Source organism: Acinetobacter sp. GW821-FHT01C12, assembly GCF_059422625.1.
Genome location: NZ_JBWKXD010000001.1, coordinates 621,336 through 641,601, shown reverse-complemented (window position 1 = coordinate 641,601; position 20,266 = coordinate 621,336). Strand labels below are relative to the sequence as shown.

The following is a 20,266-nucleotide window of genomic DNA, read 5'->3' as shown; positions in this document are numbered from 1 at the left end:
AGTAACAAAGTCGTTTAACTTTAAATCCACGCATGGCGCTGATTTTGCGTACCATTTAAGTAATAGTTTCCAATGGCATGAAGTTTCCAACGCACAGGGTCATGTAAGGTATGTACACGAGCATTACGCCAGTGTTGATCGAGATTATGAGTTTCTAGACTTGAGCGACTACCGCCTAATTCAAGTAGCTTTTCAGAAATAAGTAGTGCTGCATCGTTGGCATACACTTTTGCCTCAGCAACGATAATTGAGGCTTTACTGGCTTGTTCAGGACTGACGATGTCTTGTGAATCTAACTGATCTAAATATTCTGCGGCTTCATCAAGCAATAAAATGGATGCATCGAGTAAGATATTGAGCTTACCGACTTCTTGTAGGGTATACGCTTCGAAACTGGCTTTATCCACATTGGCATCAATGATTGGACGCGCTTTATGGATTGCAGATAAAGTATCAGCAAAGGCAGCTTCTGCAATACCTACATCAATCGCAACCTGAATCAGTTGTGAGTACGCCCCACGATATTTTGACGCATCGGCAAGCGGTTTTTCATCCATAATAAGATCTGGGTGAACCACAACATTCTTTAAACGCACTGTGCCACTTGCCGTTGTACGTTGTCCAAAGCCATCCCAATCATCAACAATTTCAACACCATCAGCTTTTGCATCAATAATTGTTAAAACAATATGACCATCTGGATGAATTGCACGTATCGCCAACCAATCGGCAAAATATGAACCCGTTGAATAAAACTTTTCACCATTTAAACGGTATTGACCATTGATCTGTTCTAAACGTGTTTCAATGGTGCGGGTATCTTTGGTATTGCGTTCTGGGCCACCATTAGAAAGCCGTTTACCATTTAAAATTTCAGTATAAATAAACTGTTTTTGCTGTTCATTGGCAATATGCTCAATGGCATTTAACAGGCCAAATTGATTTTGAGGAATCTGACCAACACTGGCATCTGCCTTGGATAAAATACGGAAAACATGCGCAAGGGTTTTATTTGAAACTTGAGCGCCACCATATTTTTTGGCAATACGAATTCCGCCTAATCCTTTGAGGCTTAATTCTTGAATGACATCAACAGGTAAAATTCGTTGTTGATCACGTATATTTCGTTCTACCAAAGCAAAATCAGCAACTTGGTAAGCTGCATTTATTGCTTGTTGATCGTTTTGGATCACAAAGGCTGAGGTAGAAGAATTCAAACTAGACATATTGGCACCTTTCAATAGATACCAAAACGCTAAGCAATATTGTGGTAAAAATTAAACGAACTATTGTGCTTAACTTATCTAAAATTATTGTTAGGATAAAAATCGCAAAGTTTTTTAATATTGAATATATGTTAAATAATTGAAATTTATAACTTGTTTTGAATTCCTCTGGTCGAGCTCTTAGTCTGAAGCAGCTTTGTTATTCCTATCACGAATAAAGAATAAAGAAACAGATATAACCATAGAATAAGCATTGGGTCATATGACGAGCGATTGAAGTAAAAAGTACATTGTAATTCAAGCGATGAATGTCTAAAGTACACAAGATTACTCAGGATTAATCTTAACTTTTAGATTTATCTAAGCTTTTAATTAAAAAAATAATTTGGAGATTACATGCGTACGTTGTACCAATTCCCACTCTCGCATTACTGTGAAAAAGCCCGTTGGTTGCTTGATCATAAAGAATTGGATTTTGTTGCGCAGAATTTAATCCCAGGTGTCCATCGTGCATTTGCACAACTTAAAACAGGGCAAAACAAGTTGCCTATTTTAAAAGATGGAGAACGCTTTATTGCGGGATCGACTCAAATCGCATTGTATCTAGATGACGTTTATCCTGAACATCGACTGCTTCGTACAGATCACACGCTTCGCGAAAAAACCTTAGAAATTGATTTGATTGCCAATGAGTTAGGTATTCATGTACGACGTTGGGGATTGGCACATGCTTTAGCAGAAGGCGATGAACCGCTAGAAATTATGATTGGTGAAAAAGGCTATTTACGTCAATTTGAAAAAATTTCAAAGCCTATTCTAAAAACCATGGTTTCAAAAAGTTATCAATTAGATAAAGAGAAAGTCGAAGAATCTAAATACAATTTAGAGCTGACTATCGACAGTTTAAATAAGATTTTGATTGATAACGGTTGCCGTTATTTTGTTGGTGATCGCCTTGGTTTGGCAGATATCTCGGTATGTTCAATCCTTGCACCGTTATTAGAATTACCTGCGACACCGTGGGAAAAGGAATATGCAGAGAATATTTCTCAAGAATTTACCGAATTTAGCCAACATTTGTTAGAACTGCCTTTAGGGCAATACGTGAAAAGAATTTACGCCACTGAGCGCAATGCACGTGTAGATTGGCGAGGAATGTGAGATTTCAAAGCAAGAAACTCTCCAATTTACTGAAAAATTAAGTATCATAGTGTGGAATTGGAGATTTTTTAATGCAGAAGTTCGTAATTTTAGGTGCGATAAGCACTGTTTTATTGATGGCGGGTTGTACTGAGAAAAAGCCTGCAACTCCTGAAGAAATTTGGAAAGGTTACTGTACCAGTATTGGTAATGCTGCACGTTCTATTACTTTAGATCGTCAAAATGGGATTACCAAGAAAGAAGCAATTGAGTATGCAAATAAAGTCACTGATCCAACAACTAAGGGCTTTGTACTTGAGTATTTAGAGAAAGTCTATGCATTATCAGATGCAGAGCTAAAAGCGGATAAAGATGCAGTTCAAGCAAAGTTTAAGAACGAAGCATTTGAACAATGTCTAAATACACCGCATGATCCGAAAAAAATGCCAGATTATAAACCGTTCTAAGGAGCGGTTTTTTTATGGCTTAAAGCACAACAGCAGGCGATATACCTGATCAGCAGACAATGAAAGAATATGATTTGTGTACATTAGAAACGTGAAGTTTGAGTAATCAGTACATGCACACTTTTGAGTGTCCATTCCTTTAAGTCGTTTATGTGTGTTTTTGGCATGAAGTTCACGATGGCGTGTTTTTTATGTTGAGTTATCGAAAAAATATAAGTAATCGGCAAGCCTCGTCACAAAAAATGATTAGCATAAAAATTGAAAAGCATATATACACTATAGAAATAGAAAACAAAAAGTAGCATAGGAGTGAGACAATGGAAGTAGTTGCTTATTTACATAATGCAGATTTGCTCTTAGAAGATGACAATGGTGTCGCTGTGATTAGCGGAAGTCATTATGTACTGAGTTTAGGCGATCAAGTTTTTTTTCAAGAAGTCATTGATGAACGAGCGAAGTTATACCAAGTGAAAATTTCATTTGCGTGTACTGAACATTCAATGTTTCATGAAGATGAAGTGCAAATGAAATTTGAAGGTTGTCGTACGGAATTCCAAAAGTATGTAGACAGTACGACAGTCCACTAAGGTGGAATGTACTTTGTTCTAAAAAAAAGGCAACATATGTTGCTTTTTTTATGGCTGAAATAGTCTAAAGGCAAGGTAAGCATAACTTCAATCTTAGTAAAGTGAAGTTCATGTTTTACAAAGATAAGGGTCTGCTGGCATTTCATAAATGGCTTGCGTTGTAGGCTAAAATTGAGCAGGCAAGGCATGAAACGAAGAGAATAGCGAGACTATTTTTGAGTTTCATAACGCAGACTGAGATAATTTTAGCCACAACCCTGAGCAAGAACAAAGCACTGCTTTGTTTGCAGCGCAAGGCGCAGCGGGGGGACTAGAGTGTTTTTTGCTGCTACATCGTTACGAACTATTCATTTAGAATGACTAAATTTCATATTTCATGCCTTGTATCATCTAAAAAACACTCGTAGTCGCAAACGTAGACGAATTGTCAACAGACCCTGTATTTTTAGAGCTTTTTCAAATTAATTTGAGAAATAATTTACATAAACGTCTGATGAAAGCGTACTGTGTAGATCTGTAGTTAAATGAAGCGAAAAGTGATGAGTATTTATTTATAAAATAATGGTCATCACGAATTAATACGCTCATTGCATTAACTTTTGGCTTGATTTTTAGTAAAATTTGACAGTCCATATTGCCTGTGAAGCTTTAATAAGCAGGAATTCACAGGTAAATTTTTAAAAAGAGGAATTACACCGTGCTAGAAGCTTACCGCCAACACGTTGCAGAACGTGCCGCACTCGGAGTCCCACCGAAGCCACTTGACGATGCTCAAACTGCTGACTTGGTTGAATTACTAAAAAATCCACCAGCGGGTGAAGAAGCATTTTTAGTAGATTTGCTTGAAAACCGTGTTCCAGCAGGTGTTGACCAAGCTGCATATGTAAAAGCTGCTTTCTTGACTGCTGTGGCTAAAGGTGAAGCGACTTCTCCATTGGTTTCTAAAGAGCGTGCGGTTTACTTACTAGGTACTATGCTTGGTGGTTATAACGTAGCACCTTTGGTTGAATTACTTGACGATGCTGCACTTTCAAGCTTAGCTGCTGAAGCATTGAAAAAAACGCTTCTTGTATTTGATGCGTTCCATGATGTTGCTGAAAAAGCCAAAGCAGGTAATGCAAATGCACAAGCCGTTATGCAATCTTGGGCTGATGCTGAATGGTTTACTAGCCGTAAAGACGTTCCAGAAGAAATCAAACTTACTGTTTTCAAAGTAACTGGCGAAACAAATACTGATGATTTGTCTCCTGCACAAGATGCTTGGAGCCGTCCAGATATCCCATTGCATGCAAACGCAATGCTTAAAAACGTACGTGATGGTATCAACCCAGAAGTTCCTGGTGAAGTTGGTCCATTAAACCAAATCAAAGAACTCATCGCAAAAGGCAACCAAGTTGCTTATGTTGGTGACGTTGTTGGTACGGGTTCTTCTCGTAAATCTGCGACTAACTCAGTGCTTTGGTTCTTTGGTGATGACATTGCTCACATCCCGAACAAAAAAGACGGTGGTTACTGCTTAGGTTCTAAAATCGCTCCAATTTTCTTCAACACAATGGAAGATGCTGGTGCGTTACCTGTAGAGATTGATGTTGCTAACATGAACATGGGCGATGAAATCGTTCTTAAAATTGATCATGCTGCAGCAAAAGTCACTGCATTTAAAGCAGGCGAGCAAATCGCTGAATCTGAGTTGAAAACACCTGTTCTTCTTGACGAAGTTCGTGCGGGTGGTCGTATCAACTTAATCGTTGGTCGTGGTTTGACAACTAAAGCGCGTGAAGCTTTAGGTCTTCCAGCATCTACTTTATTCCGTGTTCCAGTTCAACCTGAAAACACTGGTAAAGGCTTTACTCAAGCTCAGAAAATGGTTGGTCGTGCTTGTGGTCTTCCAGAAGGTCAAGGCGTTCGTCCAGGTACTTACTGTGAACCGAAAATGACGACTGTTGGTTCGCAAGATACGACTGGTCCGATGACTCGTGATGAATTGAAAGACTTAGCTTGCTTAGGTTTCTCTGCTGATCTTGTGATGCAATCTTTCTGTCACACAGCTGCATATCCAAAACCAGTTGATGTTCAAATGCAACATACGCTTCCTGATTTCATCATGAACCGTGGTGGTGTTTCATTACGTCCAGGTGACGGTATTATTCACTCTTGGTTAAACCGTATGCTTCTTCCAGATACAGTTGGTACTGGTGGTGACTCACATACACGTTTCCCAATCGGTATTTCATTCCCAGCGGGTTCTGGTCTTGTCGCGTTTGCTGCTGCAACTGGTGTTATGCCATTAGATATGCCTGAGTCTGTACTTGTTAAGTTCAAAGGTAAAATGCAACCTGGTATCACGCTACGTGACCTTGTACATGCAATTCCTTACTACGCGATTCAAGCGGGTGACTTAACTGTAGAGAAAAAAGGTAAGAAAAACATTTTCTCTGGTCGTATTTTAGAAATCGACTTAACAGAAATGGAAACTGACTTAACTGTAGAGCAAGCATTCGAACTTTCTGATGCTTCTGCTGAACGTTCTGCTGCTGGTTGTTCAATCACACTTTCTGAAACGAAAGTTGCTGAATACTTGAACTCTAACATCACAATGTTGAAGTGGATGATTTCTCAAGGTTATGGCGATGCACGTACTATGGCTCGTCGTGTTGAGAACATGGAAAAATGGTTAGCGAATCCATCACTTCTTCAAGCTGATGCTGATGCTGAATACACTAAAGTGTATGAAATTGATCTTGCTGACATTAAAGAACCAGTTCTTTGCTGCCCGAACGATCCAGATGACGCTAAACTTCTTTCTGACGTTCAAGGCGTTAAAATCGATGAAGTGTTCGTTGGTTCTTGTATGACGAACATTGGTCACTTCCGTGCTGCTGGTAAATTACTTGATAAAGTACCAGGTGGTTCATTGTCTACTCGTCTATGGTTGGCTCCACCAACACGTATGGACGAGCATCAATTGATGGAAGAAGGTTTCTATAACATTTATGGTAAAGCTGGCGCACGTACTGAAATGCCAGGTTGTTCATTATGTATGGGTAACCAAGCACGTGTAGCTCCGAACACTACTTGTGTATCGACTTCTACACGTAATTTCCCGAACCGTTTAGGTCAAGGCGCAAATGTTTACTTAGCTTCTGCTGAGCTTGCATCTGTTGCTGCGGTACTTGGTAAATTACCTTCTCCAGAAGAGTATCAACAATATGCTGCTCAAATCGACAGCATGTCTGCTGACATCTATCAATACTTGAACTTCGACAAGATGGGCGAGTATACAGATGCTGCTAAAGACATCGATACTAAGAAAATTGCTGCTGCTCAATTAAGCTAATTTATTGAAAAATAGATTAAATTGAGTTAAAACTAAGGGCTGATTATTCAGCCCTTAGTTTTTAGATATAGTGTGTATAGAATTGAAATGATGCAAAAATTAATCACAGTTTTAAAGGATTTATCAGAAGAGTTTAATCTCGAACATTATGACTGGGGAATTCCAAGTAGTTGTCCAATAGAAATTCCAGAACTAAATGACTCTAATTTTGAAAAAAATAGATACCTAAAAGAAAATTTAAAAGATTTTTTATTAAAACAGCAATCTTTAGATTGTTATTATTGGATTATCCAACAGTGGGGTGGCATAGGTTCTTTTAAGCAAAATGACGTTAATGATGCCAGAATCAAAAAATTTATAATTGAAATGGGGCAAGATAAATTAACTAAAAATTCATTTGATTGTATTTCTTCATTTTCTAAAGTTGCATCATTTATTAATCCTGATGATCATGCAATTTATGATTCAAGAGTGATTTATGCATTAAATTGGTTAATTTTTAATTATGCACCTGAAATAGAGTTGTTTTATCAACCTTTAGGGAGAAGCTCTGAGTTAGCTAAATATGACATGCAAACGATTTTTCGATTAAGTAAGAAAAAATATGTGTACAGAGGTAATAAAAGTGCTTACCAAGACTATTGTAAATTGATGAAAGAGTTATCAATTGAGGTTTATGGAAAAGGCAGTAAGCCATATTTACTGGAAATGCTTCTTTTTGTAATCGCACCAATTAAAATTGTTGGAGAAATTGAGGCTAAAGTTTCTGTTGCTATAAATTATTAAATATTAATAAAATAAAAGGTATTGGTGAGTATTTTGCTTTAAATATGGAATACTCATATTTTTAATATGTTATTGATAGAAAATGCTTAACTATACATTTTTATAATATCAGTCATCATCTTTTTAAAATCTAAAATAACCACATAATGATTGATGCTCGATGGATCAAAATCAGTGTTCACGGAATCAAATAATGCATTTGTTAGTGAGTTGATCTCTAGGTCATCGACAGGACAAGATGAGTCTAAATTAAAATACTCAATATAATAATTAACTTTTATTTTTGCATATTCTGAGTATTTAAAACCAGATAGAATGAGTTCTTGATCATCATTGCTTAGATTTTTTGAACATATGGTAAATAATAATGCGATGCAGAAATAGTCAAACTCATCTTTATCAACTACTAAAATATTTAAATCGATAAAATAGTTTTTAAGCATACTTTGAATCAAGGTAAACGAACTTGCTAAGTCCGCAGATAAATTTTGAATAATATTAGAATAAGGCATCATTTTTTTAAGTTTTAGTGAATCAATGGGTATTGTATTGCAAAACTATTGTTTTGTAAAACAATACTTATGGTGCAGAATATATTGCATTGCAATACGTCTAAGATACTTTGTTAAGCTAATATCAAAGAATGAATATAGGTCATGCAATACGTTATTTGAGAAAACGGAAAGGCTGGACTCAGCAGCAATTAGCCGATTTTTCCAATACTTCAAAAAGTAATATTTCCAATCTTGAGAATGGCAATCAAGGGTACAGTCCTGCAATACTTCAGTACCTTGCTGAGGCTTTTAATTGCACTGTAGCGCAATTGTTTTTATTGGCAGAAAGCTTAGATGATGATGAAAACATTGCTGAGAACTGGGATCAGATGCCCATAGATGCACTATTTATACAACTGCCTAAAGATATTCAAGATAATTTAAAACAGCTTATACATAGCTTGATTAAAAATAAGTCTTAATCCTATATCTCCATATTTATTAATATTCTACGATTGATTTTCATTTTCTATTTATTTCATTATGCATAATGATTTTAAGCAATTTAATCTAACTTGATATAATTGAAATCATCTCGTATGTGTCTTTGAAATTTATCACTTTTATATTCTCACTGTGTTTTAAAATAATAATACTCATTTAACTTATAGATAAAATGATCAGACAATAAAAAGCCCCTTATTCAGGGGCTAGTCGTATAGATCACTCTATACTTATATAAGGCTCATCTCATACTGGTTGTATTAAAACACAAAATGAGATATTCAGCCATAAAAAAGATGAGCCGTAGCTCATCTTTTTTTACACAAGAAAATTAATGTGCATTTGCTACAGCAGGTGCAGCAGCGGCTGTCGCATCATTTGCAGCTTTACGAGTAGGTGTGTAGTTTAAACCTAAAGTCGAGCTGGTATATGTACGCACTTGATCAAGCAGAGCAGGGTTAGTATTTAAATCCTGTTGATAAGACTTCACAATCTCATGCAATTTTGGATTCCATTTACCTTTCACTTGCTCAGGGAATGCTTTTTCCATCAAGCTCAACATAATGTATGGAGAGGTTGATGCACCTGGTGAAGCACCAAGAAGGCCAGTGATTGAACCATCTTTAGAGGTGAAGATCTCTGTACCGAATTGAAGTGTTGCAGGTTTACCCGGTGCTTTTTTGATGATTTGAACACGTTGGCCAGCTTGGCTTAAAGTCCAGTCTTCGATTTTTGCATCTGGATAATACTTTTTCAATTCATTGAACTGATCTTGCTTAGACATCGCCACTTGGCTGACTAAATATTTCACCAAGTCCAGATTTTCCATACCAATGGTTGCCATTGGAATCACATTATTTTTGTTGGTCGCATCAATCAAATCAAACTGAGAACCATTTTTTAGGAACTTGTTTGAATAGGTTGCGAATGGACCAAACAATACATACTTTTTACCATCAATATAACGAGTATCAATGTGTGGTACAGACATTGGAGGTGCACCTAATTCAGGCTTACCATAGACTTTTGCAGTATGTTGTGATGTAACAGCTGGATTGTCTGTCATCAAGAAAATACCACCGATCGGGAAGCCAGCATATTGCTTAGTCTCTTCCAGACCTGTCATTTGCAATAATCTAATCGCAGCACCGCCCGCACCAATAAACACATGACGAGTTTTAACATGGCTGGTTGTGTTGGTTTTTAGATTTTTAAACGATACAGTCCAAGTTTTGTCTGCATTTTGACTAATACCTGTTACTTCAGATGAAGTTTCAAGTTTGAATTTAGGCTGTTTTTTCAAATGATCAATTAATTGAGTCGTAATTGAACCATAATTTACATCAGAACCTACGTCCATACGTGTTGCAGCAACCTTTTGATTTGCATCACGGCCTTGCATAACTAAAGGCGCCCATTGCTTAATTTCAGCAGGATTTTCAGTATATTTTAATCCTTCGAACATTGGGCTTTGGCTCATCGCTTCATAACGTTTTTTCATGTAGTTCACGCTATCGCCCCAAACAAAGGCAATATGTGGTACAGGATTAATAAAGCTGTTTGGTTGACCCAACACGCCATTTTTGACCTGATAAGCCCAGAATTGTTTACTTACTTCAAATTGTGAAGCAGTATCAATGGCTTTTTTAATATCAACTTTACCGTCTTTTTCAGGGGTATAGTTCATTTCCATAAAGCCAGAGTGTCCCGTTCCTGCGTTGTTGAATCCCGCAGAACTTTCTTGACCTACCTGATCCAAACGTTCATACATATTGATGGTCCAGTCTGGTTCAACTTCATTGAGGTAAGTCCCCAAGGTTGCACTCATAATACCGCCACCAACAAGTACCACATCTACAACTGGTTCATCTGCTGTTGTGTTGACTTTTTTAGAAGCAATTGGTCTGAATAAAAAGATCAATCCAATAACAAAAATAACCCCGATGACAATCAGTAGGTATTTAAAAAATCTCTTCATATATTTCCTGTTTCATCAAGTTTTAATAATATTGTAATGTAGAAAAGTTACATAAATGTTAGTTTGTGTAATGATTTTTTTCGTAAATGATTTAAATATATGAAATAATTTGTTTTTAAATTTGTAAAGATGTGTACAAAAAACAATCAGATTAAAATTTGATTAGTATATTTGTGTAATAAATATTCAAAAAAGTCTTAGACTAAAGTACTATTTTTTGTAGGTGTTAAGCTTTTTGTAGCTTTAAGCTGGCTAAAAAATATGCTGAAAAGAAGAGTTTTCCAGCCTCAATATGAAAACTCTTCTCAAGATTTTTTTGCTTATTCAATCATCATGAGGTCTGATTTATTTTCAAGCTTTAAAGGACGTAAAGCAAAAATAGAGCGGGTATGACGAATACCTTTCATTGAATATAAATTTTTACGTAAAAAGCGCTCATAATGTTCAGCATTTTTCACCGCAACTTTGACCAAATAATCATAATCACCTGTTACCAAGTGCGCTTCTACAACTTCAGGCATTTGACTGAGTGCATCACTAAATTGCTCTAAGATCTCGTCATCATGGCGTTCTAAGGTGATCTCAATAAAAAATAGTTCATTAATCCCGATGGCTTTGGCATTTATGGTTGCAGTATAGCCTTCAATGACATTTAAAGATTCTAGACGTTTAACACGTGTCCAACATGGCGAAGAGGAGAGTCCAACCAGTTCAGAGAGCTGAGCGACCGTTAAACGACCATCTTTTCGAAGTGCCGATAAAATTTTGCGATCAATCCTATCTAAAGTGTACTGACTTTCATTCATGAGCTTTACCACAGAAAATATTTTCGAGAATAATCGAATATATGAAAAATCATTCCGAAAATACTGGAGATTTATATTAAATACGGGAAACATTCTATTCAGTAGAACGCTAGAATAAACTTATCAAATCAAAGACATTTGGGAGACTGGCTTTGATTTAGCGGATAGTATCTTTAGAGGAAAGGGTGCCTTTAACGATACTGTCCGCGACCTTATTCTACGCTTTAAAAAAATTATAAAAATAGTTTTAAAACGATAAAATTCAACCGCGCCTTCACAAATTGCATATGATTCAATAAGACATTGTAATCTTATTTATTGTATAACAAAAAATTATGCAATGAATAAGATATATTTATACTTTGAGTTCGATGCTTAAACAGTCAAAATAATCAACAAAATTGTAAACTCAGGCAGCTGAAGATGTGCAATTAAATCGAGAAGTATTAAGATGATTTATCTTTAAAATAAAGAATAATGCATGCGATTCACAGCTTGGTACACACTCCGAAAATTTGTATATGACAATTTGCATAATGAAGATTATGAAACGTGGTTTAGTCGTGCGATCAATTTCTCTTTGATTTTTCTAATCATTGGTAATGTTGTCGCGGTACTTTTAGAGTCAATCAATGATGTTTATAAAGCCTATCAGCTTTACTTCGATGCATTTGAGGATTTTTCAATCATTGTCTTTACCGTTGAATATATTCTACGTTTTTGGAGTGTTGCAGAAAAAGAACCGTTTGATTCTGAGTGGAGAGTACGCTGGAAATATGTGACCAGTGGTGCTGCGATTATCGATTTACTGGCGATTTTACCTGCATATATCAACTTCTTTGTACATATTGATTTGAGATTTTTGCGGATTCTGCGCTTACTGCGCTTATTAAAACTTACCCGATATTTTATTTCATTACAGATTTTACTGCGCGTTATAGAACGTGAAAAGGGTTCATTTCAAGCTGTGATTTTTATTTTGGTGATTATGATCGTGATGGCGGCAGCAGGCATTTATGTTGTCGAAGGTCGTGCGCAACCCGATGTCTTTAGCTCAATCCCTGCATCTATGTGGTGGGCGGTGGTGACGCTCACTACTGTGGGGTATGGTGATGTAACGCCAATTACCCCACTTGGACGTTTCCTTGGTGCTTTGATTACCATACTCGGTGTTGGATTGGCTGCTTTACCCGCTGGTATCTTGGCAAATGGTTTAGCCAATGAGTTGGAATTAAGAAAGCAACAACTGGAGTTAAAGTTTCGAGATCTGTTAGAAAGCTGTGAAATTGACATTATTCATGATGAAGACAAGATTGATGATATTCGTAGAGATGTTGGCTTATCTGCTGAACAGACGCGAGATATTGTTTTACAACTGATTCGTGAACGTAAAGAACAGGAATTGGAAAGAGAAAAAAACAAGTATTGTTTCTGTCCAAATTGTGGTTATAAGTTACCTGAGTGAGTATGATTCAAAAGGAATTTATACGATCAAAAATAAATGAGAAAGTGAAGTGTAACGATTAAAAATAACTTTTTCTAAAGTTACACTTCAGATACAATGTAAATGATCAGGCAATTACAACTGAACAAAAGAATGGATTGTCGCATAACGCATTGGATTGTAATGAAGTATGAAAATTAAAAGTTTATCAAAAATTGTTTTATGTGCTGTAATTTCTCTAAATACAGGCTGCGCGGCTGTTATGGCAACAAAGCAACCGACAAAAAAAGATTTATCAATATTTAATAAAGGTGTAGATCGTAGTTTAATTATTGCTGAAATTGGGGCACCTATTACATCTGAATTTAAAAATGGTAAACGTTATGAAATTTACACATTTATGCAAGGGTATTCAAAGGCCAATAAAATAAGCCGTGCGGTTTGGCATGGTGCGGCAGATGTTGTCACTTTTGGACTTTGGGAAATTATTGGCACACCAACAGAATCAGCTTTTAATGGAAAAAAAACTTCTTATGAAATGGTTTTTGATGCTGATGATCGTTTAGAAAGCTCTAAATTATTGACAATGTCCGACTATAAAAATGATTCAAGTTCTGCAGCTGAAATAGAAGTTAAAAAATAGATAAATACTTTATAAGAATAGAAACAAGGAAGCGCAGTGCTTCCTTGTTTCTATTTTAATCTACCTTTATCAAGGTTTAATTAGGTCATCATCTACATAGCACTATCCATTCTTAATTTGGCTGAGACGAATCAATGCTCGCTTTATTTGCGCTGAGTGCTTCACAATAACAACGATAAATTCAATCTATATAATGATGAAAATTCTTCTAAATATTTTGACCAACGAATAGTCGAATAAGAGTTTTAAATTTATTTTTTACATATTTTTTAATGAATTATTGAGTAAATTTAAGTATTAATAACGCCATAAAAGTTTTGAATGGTTAACAATGAACATTAATGTTGATATTTTTGGCACGATTGCAATTGCTGTAGCTGTTCTTTTTATTGGTTATTTTCTTGTAAATAAGATCAGTATATTGAAGCAATATAATATTCCTGAACCTGTAGTAGGTGGGTTAATTGCTGCTGCTGTAACTTTTGTGCTTTTTAAGCAATTTAATTTAACCGTAAATTTTAATGCCAATATTCAACAAAGTTTTATGTTGATGTTTTTTACTTCTGTTGGACTGAGTGCAAGTTTGCTTAAGTTAAAAGAAGGGGGCAAGTCGCTGCTTCTTTTTATGGTCTGCGTAGTGATTTATGTGCTACTGCAAAATGCTGTTGGGATAAGTTTGGCAACAGCACTCGATTTAAACCCTTTGATTGGCTTGATTGCAGGATCCGTCACTTTAACTGGTGGGCATGGTACAGCTGGAGCATGGGGCAGTATTTTTGAAGAAAATTATGGTATCAAAGGTGCGATTGTCTTAGGAATGGCGAGTGCGACATTTGGTTTGGTTATTGGTGGAATGATGGGTGGTCCAGTTGCAAAGTTTCTGATTCGTCGTTATCAATTGGCTGAAGAAATAGCACCATCTGCAGCGCGTATGCAAGCTCCTCCTTCTGCTGAAACAGCGCCATTTGAATATCCAGAAAAAACCCGTTTGATTACAGCTGATGATGCGGTTAAAACCATAGGAATGTTTGCACTGTGTATTGTTTTTGCTAACTTTATGACCGGTGTTGCCAAAGGACAATGGTTTGAGTTACCGACTTTTGTATGGGCATTGGGTTGTGGGGTGTTTTTACGGAATACACTGGAATATGTATTTAAAATTGAACTGTTTGACCGTTGTATCGATGTATTTGGTAATGCCTCGTTGGCTTTATTTTTAGCTATCGCCTTGATGTCTTTGCAATTGTGGTTACTTGCTGATTTAGCTGGTCCATTGGTGATCATTCTGATCGTTCAGACGGTTTTTCTTGCTTTATATCTGTTTTTTGTCACTTTCCGAGTTATGGGTAAAAATTATGATGCAGCAGTATTGTGTGCAGGTCAGTGTGGGGTAAATTTAGGCGCAACACCGACTGCTATTGCCAATATTCAAGCTGTAACCAATACTTATGGGCCATCGCATAAAGCATTTTTAATTATTCCTCTAACTGGTGCATTTTTTGTTGATATTGTGAATGCCGTTGTTATTCAAACCATTACTAAGTTCTTTTAAATGTTTTTTTAGAAAAAGCGATGTGATGACTTAAGCATTTGGGAAACAGCCTCAAAAAGTGGCTGTTTTTTTGTATTTAAATCAGTTTGATCATTACTCTTTTGAATCTCACACTGTTTTATACAATTCATATGGCTGCAATGAGTCGTGATTTAGACTAAGGTTTTCTGTTGGTGACTTTAAACCTTCAAAAATGCTTAGATGAGGAATTGAATATTTGAGCGAGATCAACGCTTAAAGGATGTAACGGATTGAAGTTTTACTCAAAAATTTAATGAACACAGTAATATACTTTAAATATGAATCATCATAATATGTATGCCACAAACTCTGTATTTGATATATTTTACGTGTTCAAGCTTTGAAATTAAGTCAGCGCAAGACACTTGCATTTATTTCATCAGTGTAGAGTTTGAGCTTATATACTTAAATTGGATCACACTCGTCTAGGATGATGTATGTCTAAAACGAAACAACCAACCTCAAAACAATTACTGTCAGTGATTCAAACACAGACAGCAATTGCAAAATTAGGCTTAGATATCAATGCTGTCATGACCTTAGTGGCAGAGCAAGTTCAATTGATTACCCATGCAAAAGGTGCAATTGTAGAGCTCGCTGAAGAAGGTGATATGGTCTATCGTGCCGTTTCAAATGGTGCAAATCAATTTCTAGGTCTACGCTTAAAGATGGGTTCTAGCCTTTCAGGGCTTTGTATCGCGCAGAATACGACTTTATATTGTAAAGACAGTGAAACTGATGAGCGTGTAGATCGTGAAGCATGTAGACGGGTTGGACTGCGTTCTATGGCTGTTGTACCGCTAATTCATTGTGATGAACCGATTGGTGTATTAAAAATTTATTCAGAACGGGTAAATGCTTTTAAAGAAAGTGATATCAATTTACTTACACTCATGTCTGAGCTGATTGCTGCAGCAATGTATCATGCCAGTAAGTTTGGTGCTCAAGAACTCTATAAGCTTGCGACACAGGATCAGTTAACAGGACTTGCCAACCGTGCCTTGTTCCTCGATTGTTTAAGACAAGGTGTTGAACAAGCTAAACGTACACAAAAGTTACTTGGAATCTTGATCATTGATATGGATGGCTTGAAGCCAATCAATGATCAATATGGACATCGTTTAGGTGATGAGGCATTAAAAGAAATAGGTAAACGTATCGTCAATATTACCCGACACGATGATTTGGTTGCGCGTTTAGGTGGTGATGAGTTTGCAGTGATATTAAGTAGTCTTGGCGATCAAGAGCTGGCAAAAAAAGTCATGAATCGTATTGTTGAGGCGTGTGGATTACCGTTTGTATTTGAAAATGTCAAATTAACTATGGGTGCAAGTGTCGGTCTGGCTTTATTTCCTGAAGATGGTATTGAACTCAATAAGTTGATTGAATTTGCAGACCTTAAAATGTATGAACATAAACGTTCTAGAAAAATGATTAATCTAAACACTTGAAATTTAAAATCTTTGATAGGAAATAAGTTTTAGTGAGGTTTAGATCTCATCAATATCATTTATGTTGAGTATATGCATTGAAAGTATCTGCAATCATTATGTACACGCATTTATCAATTTTATGAATTGAATGTAGCTCAAATTTAACCTGACAGTCTCAATCAAATATCGGTAACTGTCAGATCAGGTTTGAGCTATACATATTAGCGCTGATAATAACTAATTACTGATAATGACTCATCACTACATTGTTATAAGCCTCTGGATGATGTAACCAAGGAATATGCCCTGAGTTTGAAAGTGTAAATAAATGTGCTGTAGGGTATCGATTGATCACGAAGTTTTTACTTGTTGTATAGATGTCCTGATCTCCATAGACAATGGTAATTTTAAAATCTGGTTTTTCTAATCCAGTTAACAGCGGATACTTGATGATTTCAGGTCTGGTTTTATTGATCGGCTCTGCTTTCAGTAAATCAAAATCATCAGTGAGATCTGGATGATCTGTTGCAATAAATCCTTCATTATAGTTTTTCATGACTTGTTTAAAGAGACGTTTATAAGCTTCATCGCTTCCAAGTGCGCCTAAAAGGCTATTTAATCCCATTTTTGTCCATGCCCAAGCACTTGTTTTGGACTTGTTGAGTTGCATGACTTCTTTTTCAGTTTGTTTCCATTGCGTATTGGTACCTGAACCTGGGCTACATAAAAAAAGACTGAGTAAGTTTTCGGGATGTTTTTCAGCATAGATTTGTGCATAAAGTCCACCCCAAGAGTGGCCCCATAAATGAAACTTATTGATTTTATAGAACTCTCGAACAGTTTCTATATCGCTTAAATAAGCCTGCATAGAATAGTCTTTATCAAGACAAGGAGATTTTTTGGTTCCTCTTTGATGAAATGTGACCACTTGGAAATGATCTTTTAAAAGATCGGCAACGGCAGAGAGATCACTTGGAAAACCGGGTCCTCCATGCAATAAAATTAGTGTCTCTTTGTCTGGATTTGGGTAAATCATACTAAATAAAGTATTTCCATTATGATCGACAATGTTGCTTTGCATTTGTGTCTTATAATTTGCTGATTGCAGCGTAGAAGACTGTGTTTCTATCGAATTTGCATTATTCTTCATGTCCAATATGGTTCCTCATTTTATTTGAGCAAATCAAAAAATGGTAAGGTGAACGAATCTAAAAATGTTTCTGTATTGATTCTGATTTTTAAAAAGTATTTTTATACAAGCTTATATATTAGCTTATCTATACAAGATGATAAACCCGATGAATGGTCTAAGAAAAAACAAGTATAGCGATGACTTGTAATTGTTTGATTAAAATATCTTGAGTTTCTATTTTGAAAACGGTGATTTGTTCACTTATTTTATGATAACAAATTGTTATTTATCTGATGAATAAAGATCTTTTAAAATTCAGAAAGTGATCATGAAAAGTGAGTTGTATGGGGGTTGAACGTTCTTTTTTCCCTTTGGGAGAAGGCTAGGATGAGGGGGATTTTATGCTGAGCTTTGGTTTTAAAAAGGACTTATGCAAGAGTCCAAATATAATAAGTAAATTTAAAAAAATTAATCTTATTAAAGCAGTGGAAGGATGATCAATGATGCGTGAAGAATTCTAAATTTGTGCTTTATCTATAGAATTACTGGCGAAAGTAAGTCCATTGATAAAATTCAGCGAGCACATGATTTTTAGATACACAATTGTTGATTTTAAAATACCTTAAGTTTTTCCAATCAGTAAAGATAGGATTCCTGCAGCAATCAAGGGACCCACAGGAACACCTCTGAGCAGTGCAACTCCAGCGACTGTTCCAATCAATAAGCCTGCAACAACATTGGGTTGGCTGCTCATTAAGGAAACGCCACGCCCACCTAACCATGCAACCAATAAACCGATCGCAATGGCTGTTAATGATTTCCAGTGCATAAATGATTTTAAGATGACATCACCGGGAATTTTGCCACTGGCAATTGGAGTAAGTACGCCAATAGTTAAAATAATAATACCAACTTCTAAACCGTGAGTTTGTAATAATGGGAAAAATTCACTTAATGGTGTGATTCTAAAGACGATCAAAACTCCAGCTGCAATAGTGACCGCAGTATTGTGACTAAAAATGCCGCAGGCCAATAAAACAAGGAGTACAATTAAATTTAGGTCTAGACTAGAAAGACTCATCAATATTCAGCATTAAAAATTAATATATCCATCCATTATACTGAAAAGCGGTATGTGAATTTGCCTTGTCTGGCAATGATTCACATTTAAATTCAGTCGAGTGTGGATTTAGTGAACAATAAATTTTTCAGTTTCAGCACCCAATAAATTCCACTCATACTCAAAGTCTTGGGCCAGTTTAGACAGATTTGTTGATTTAAGCTGTTGTATTAAAATACTTTGTGCTTCTTGCATGGCTTGGTTTAAAGCCTTGTTCACCACCAATTCAACCAGACAGTTGGGTGTTTCTTGTTCATTGCCAATGGCAAAAATAGTAGGTTCTCCAACAGCCTGATAAATATCAAATAAAGATATTTGCTCTAAAGCTTGTACTAAGGTCCAGCCACCACCGGGGCCTTTGTCTGCATGGACAAAGCCTGCTTTTTTTAAACCAGACATGGTACGACGTACTACGACAGGATTGGTGTCTAACATGATTGAAATTTGTTCAGAGGTGAACGGTTTTTTTTCACGGGCCATATGTAATAGCACATGCAACATTCGAGAAAGCTTACTGTCTTTACGCATAGTTCTTAAGTCAACGCTCTTTTGTTAATTGTAACATTAAAAGTTGCAATTATAAAAATAACTCAATATAGTAACCTTAAAAGTTACTTATTGGTGTTGAAAATGAACTACGATGTTGTAATTATTGGTGGGAGTTATGCAGGTTTATCAGCAGCATTACCATTGCTTCGTGCTAGAAAAAAAGTGTTAATGATTGATGCAGGCATGCGTCGTAATCGTTTTGCTGAACATTCGCATAATTTCTTAACCCAAGATGGCAATACGCCAGCAGCAATTATTCGTGATGCAAAATTACAGTTAGACAAATACCAAACTTTGTCATGTATCAACGCATCCGTCACCGAAGTGAGGGCTGTCGGGGAGCAATATGAGATTCAAGTAGATCAAGCCGATGAGACGTGTACAACCATTCAAGTCAAAAAAATAATTATTGCTACAGGTGTTAAAGATGATTTACCAGAAATCGATGGTTTAGCAGAACGGTGGGGGAAAAGCATTTTTCATTGTCCATACTGTGATGGCTATGAGTTAAATCTTGGAACGCTTGGAATGTTATGTTCAGGTCTACATTCGATCCATATGGCATTGATGTTACCCGACTGGGGCAATACCACTTTATTTTTAAATGATGTAATTTCACAAGCTGAATTAGATCCAGTCACACTTGAGCAGCTTAAACAAAGAAATGTGAAATTGGATACACGCAAAATTGTCAAAATACACAATCATTGTGATTTAGTTTTTGAAGATGGTGAGCAGGTTCAATTAGATGGATTATTCGTCTCCACTTTTATGCGCATCAACGCCCCTTGGGTTAAAAAACTGGGGATAGCGCTTGATATAAATGAATATAGCGAAGCCATTCAAACCACAGCCATGAAAGAAACCAATCTTAAAGGGATATATGCTTGTGGTGATATTACCCGTTCAGGTGGTTCAGTTGCTTTCTCAGTCGCAGATGGAGCACTGGTGGGTGTTGCTGTACATAAGTCATTTATCTTTAATACTTGATAAAAACATCTATTGATTAATCAATAAGGCTAAAAAAGCCTGAATGTTGTTTGGGTT

Annotated in this window: 18 protein-coding genes; 11 read left to right on the top strand and 7 right to left on the bottom strand. The window is 36.2% G+C overall.

The features are described 5' to 3' along the window. Positions 1 to 20 precede the first annotated feature (20 nt). Positions 21 to 1,226 carry an SfnB family sulfur acquisition oxidoreductase gene (locus AC07WY_RS03210; RefSeq protein ID WP_353160517.1) on the bottom strand — a complete coding sequence of 402 codons (1,206 nt, stop codon included), beginning with the start codon at positions 1,224 to 1,226 and terminating at the stop codon, positions 21 to 23. 396 nt (positions 1,227 to 1,622) lie between these two features. Between AC07WY_RS03210 and AC07WY_RS03205 the strand changes: the two genes are divergently transcribed. The 5 genes from AC07WY_RS03205 (at position 1,623) to AC07WY_RS03185 (ending at position 7,543) form a co-directional block, all read left to right on the top strand. Then, positions 1,623 to 2,387, top strand: coding sequence for a glutathione S-transferase family protein (locus AC07WY_RS03205; protein WP_004821170.1), 765 nt, complete (start codon positions 1,623 to 1,625; stop codon positions 2,385 to 2,387). A gap of 71 nt (positions 2,388 to 2,458) precedes the next feature. After that, the gene (locus tag AC07WY_RS03200) at positions 2,459 to 2,833 is read left to right on the top strand and encodes a hypothetical protein (RefSeq protein ID WP_004821171.1); all 375 of its coding nucleotides are present in this window, start codon (positions 2,459 to 2,461) and stop codon (positions 2,831 to 2,833) included. Positions 2,834 to 3,150: 317 nt separating this feature from the next. After that, positions 3,151 to 3,420 carry a hypothetical protein gene (locus AC07WY_RS03195; protein WP_004720907.1) on the top strand — a complete coding sequence of 90 codons (270 nt, stop codon included), beginning with the start codon at positions 3,151 to 3,153 and terminating at the stop codon, positions 3,418 to 3,420. 697 nt (positions 3,421 to 4,117) lie between these two features. After that, complete coding sequence (locus tag AC07WY_RS03190; RefSeq protein WP_004720906.1) at positions 4,118 to 6,757, top strand: bifunctional aconitate hydratase 2/2-methylisocitrate dehydratase; 2,640 nt, start codon at positions 4,118 to 4,120, stop codon at positions 6,755 to 6,757. An 87-nt stretch (positions 6,758 to 6,844) separates the two neighbouring features. Then, positions 6,845 to 7,543: a hypothetical protein gene (locus AC07WY_RS03185; protein WP_262085912.1), complete on the top strand. Its 699-nt coding sequence runs from the start codon at positions 6,845 to 6,847 to the stop codon at positions 7,541 to 7,543. 86 nt (positions 7,544 to 7,629) lie between these two features. Here AC07WY_RS03185 and AC07WY_RS03180 read toward each other — a convergent pair whose 3' ends face one another. Beyond that, complete coding sequence (locus AC07WY_RS03180) at positions 7,630 to 8,058, bottom strand: hypothetical protein (protein WP_262085914.1); 429 nt, start codon at positions 8,056 to 8,058, stop codon at positions 7,630 to 7,632. Between the two features lie 128 nt (positions 8,059 to 8,186). On the opposite strand from AC07WY_RS03180, the gene AC07WY_RS03175 reads away from it, so the two are divergent. Then, positions 8,187 to 8,519, top strand: coding sequence for a helix-turn-helix domain-containing protein (locus AC07WY_RS03175; RefSeq protein ID WP_004720899.1), 333 nt, complete (start codon positions 8,187 to 8,189; stop codon positions 8,517 to 8,519). Positions 8,520 to 8,872: 353 nt separating this feature from the next. On the opposite strand, the gene mqo is transcribed toward AC07WY_RS03175, so the two are convergent. Together mqo and AC07WY_RS03165 are read right to left on the bottom strand one after the other, a co-directional pair. Then, on the bottom strand, positions 8,873 to 10,519 hold the full coding sequence (gene mqo / locus AC07WY_RS03170) for a malate dehydrogenase (quinone) (RefSeq protein ID WP_494735691.1): 1,647 nt from the start codon (positions 10,517 to 10,519) through the stop codon (positions 8,873 to 8,875). A 320-nt stretch (positions 10,520 to 10,839) separates the two neighbouring features. Next, the gene (locus tag AC07WY_RS03165) at positions 10,840 to 11,325 is read right to left on the bottom strand and encodes an Lrp/AsnC family transcriptional regulator (protein ID WP_004720894.1); all 486 of its coding nucleotides are present in this window, start codon (positions 11,323 to 11,325) and stop codon (positions 10,840 to 10,842) included. 481 nt (positions 11,326 to 11,806) lie between these two features. Here AC07WY_RS03165 and AC07WY_RS03160 point away from each other — a divergent pair, with 481 nt between their 5' ends. The 4 genes from AC07WY_RS03160 to AC07WY_RS03145 all read left to right on the top strand — a co-directional run bounded on the left by AC07WY_RS03160 (position 11,807) and on the right by AC07WY_RS03145 (position 16,436). Beyond that, complete coding sequence (locus tag AC07WY_RS03160) at positions 11,807 to 12,790, top strand: ion transporter (protein ID WP_004821177.1); 984 nt, start codon at positions 11,807 to 11,809, stop codon at positions 12,788 to 12,790. Between the two features lie 169 nt (positions 12,791 to 12,959). Further along, positions 12,960 to 13,412, top strand: a complete 453-nt coding sequence (locus tag AC07WY_RS03155) for a hypothetical protein (protein WP_262085916.1) — start codon at positions 12,960 to 12,962, stop codon at positions 13,410 to 13,412. Between the two features lie 331 nt (positions 13,413 to 13,743). Then, entirely contained in the window at positions 13,744 to 14,964 is a 1,221-nt protein-coding gene (gene gltS, locus AC07WY_RS03150) for a sodium/glutamate symporter (protein ID WP_004720888.1), read from the top strand. Positions 14,965 to 15,422: 458 nt separating this feature from the next. Continuing rightward, positions 15,423 to 16,436, top strand: coding sequence for a sensor domain-containing diguanylate cyclase (locus AC07WY_RS03145; protein ID WP_004720885.1), 1,014 nt, complete (start codon positions 15,423 to 15,425; stop codon positions 16,434 to 16,436). 223 nt (positions 16,437 to 16,659) lie between these two features. Here AC07WY_RS03145 and AC07WY_RS03140 read toward each other — a convergent pair whose 3' ends face one another. From AC07WY_RS03140 to AC07WY_RS03130, 3 genes are all read right to left on the bottom strand, one after another. Next, the gene (locus tag AC07WY_RS03140; RefSeq protein WP_494735690.1) at positions 16,660 to 17,568 is read right to left on the bottom strand and encodes an alpha/beta fold hydrolase; all 909 of its coding nucleotides are present in this window, start codon (positions 17,566 to 17,568) and stop codon (positions 16,660 to 16,662) included. A 604-nt stretch (positions 17,569 to 18,172) separates the two neighbouring features. Then, a complete protein-coding gene (locus AC07WY_RS03135) occupies positions 18,173 to 18,631 on the bottom strand; it encodes a DUF441 domain-containing protein (RefSeq protein ID WP_004720882.1) in 459 nt (152 codons plus the stop codon). A 108-nt stretch (positions 18,632 to 18,739) separates the two neighbouring features. After that, the gene (locus AC07WY_RS03130) at positions 18,740 to 19,198 is read right to left on the bottom strand and encodes an Rrf2 family transcriptional regulator (protein ID WP_494735689.1); all 459 of its coding nucleotides are present in this window, start codon (positions 19,196 to 19,198) and stop codon (positions 18,740 to 18,742) included. Positions 19,199 to 19,300: 102 nt separating this feature from the next. Between AC07WY_RS03130 and AC07WY_RS03125 the strand changes: the two genes are divergently transcribed. After that, positions 19,301 to 20,209 (top strand): NAD(P)/FAD-dependent oxidoreductase, encoded by a 909-nt coding sequence (locus AC07WY_RS03125; protein WP_494735688.1) that lies wholly within the window; start codon positions 19,301 to 19,303, stop codon positions 20,207 to 20,209. The last annotated feature ends 57 nt before the right edge of the window (positions 20,210 to 20,266 follow it).